At 64.1% G+C, this 1,355-nt stretch carries 1 protein-coding gene; it reads left to right on the top strand.

The genetic code is table 11. The annotated features are described in order from the left end of the window. Positions 1 to 54 precede the first annotated feature (54 nt). A protein-coding gene (locus EB75_RS27955; RefSeq protein ID WP_099048483.1) for an IS3 family transposase occupies positions 55 to 1,325 on the top strand; the annotation gives its coding sequence in 2 pieces (ribosomal slippage) (positions 55 to 328 and positions 328 to 1,325; 1,272 coding nt in all). Positions 1,326 to 1,355 lie beyond the last annotated feature (30 nt).

The raw sequence follows: 1,355 nt of genomic DNA, 5'->3' as shown, positions 1-1,355 counted from the left end.
TGAACCGCCCCGAGTTTGATGCACACCTTCTTTCGAGGGAAGGTTGTTCGCATCATGCCGAAGAAGTACGACGAGGAGTTCAAGGCCCGGGCGGTGCGGTTGGTCGCTGACCATGTCGAGGAGTACGACACCCGCACGGCGTGCATCACCGCGGTCGCCAAACGGTTGGGTGTCTCCTACGAATCGCTGCGCCGCTGGATCAACCAGAGCGAGGTCGACGCCGGGGACCGGGCAGGGGTGCCCACCGACGTTGCGCGCGAGAACAGAGAGCTCAAACGTAAGAACCGTGAGCTTGAGGAAACCATCGAAATCCTCAAGGCGGCAACAAGTTTCTTCGCGCGGGAGAGCGACCCGCGACGCCGCTGATTTGTGCGTTCATCGCCGAGCATCGTGCTCGGTTCGGGGTCGCTCCGATCTGCCGCGTGCTGTCCAAGCACGGCTGCCAGATTGCCCCGAGAACGTTCTACGCCTGGCTGGCGCGGCCGCCATCGGCGCGGGCCTTGTGGGATATGGCCATTACTGAGGTGCTGGCCGGCTACTACGAACCCGACGAACACGGACACCGCAAGCCCGAGTCGTTGTACGGCGCGGTCAAGATGTGGGCCCATCTGCGCCGTCAGGGCATCGAGGTGGCCCGCTGCACGGTGGAGCGCCTCATGCGGGACAACCGGTGGCGTGGGGTGACCCGCCGTAAGAAGGTTCGCACCACCATCGCTGACCCGGCTGCCGGGCGAGCCCCGGATCTGGTGGACCGCCAGTTCCGCGTCGAGGCGCCCAACAGGTTGCTGGTAGCCGATTTCACCTACGTCAGACTGGCCGCCGGGGTGTTCGTCTACACCGCGTTCGTCATCGACGCCTACGCCGGGCGCATCGTGGGCTGGACCTGCTCAGCGGGCAAGAGTGATGCGTTCGTGCGGCGGGCAATCCGCCACGCCGCGCAACTCCGGCGTCGTGATGGTAATCCGTTGTCGGGCAGCACTATTCACCACTCGGATGCGGGCTCTCAGTATACGTCGGTGCGGTTCGGGGAAACCCTGTCCTTGTCCGGATTGGTGCCCTCGATCGGATCGGTCGGCGATGCCTTCGATAACGCGTTGGCCGAGACCACCATCGGGCTGTACAAGAACGAAGCCGTCCGCGACGACTCCCCATTCCGTCGCGGACCGCTGCACCGACTGACCGACGTAGAACTGCTCACCGCCGACTGGGTCCACTGGTACAACACCGACCGGCTCATGCACCGCCTGGGCCGCATCCCGCCGATCGAATACGAGACCATCTACTACGCTACGAGCACAGCCCAATCAGAGGCTGCGCACCAATAAACCGGTGTGCATCAAACTCGGGGCGGTTCA

Origin of the sequence: Mycobacterium sp. ST-F2 (assembly GCF_001905655.1) — a bacterium.
Classification (GTDB): Bacteria; Actinomycetota; Actinomycetes; order Mycobacteriales; family Mycobacteriaceae; genus Mycobacterium.
The sequence above is the reverse complement of the archived record's forward strand: the minus strand, read 5'-3'. Positions and strand labels throughout refer to the sequence as shown.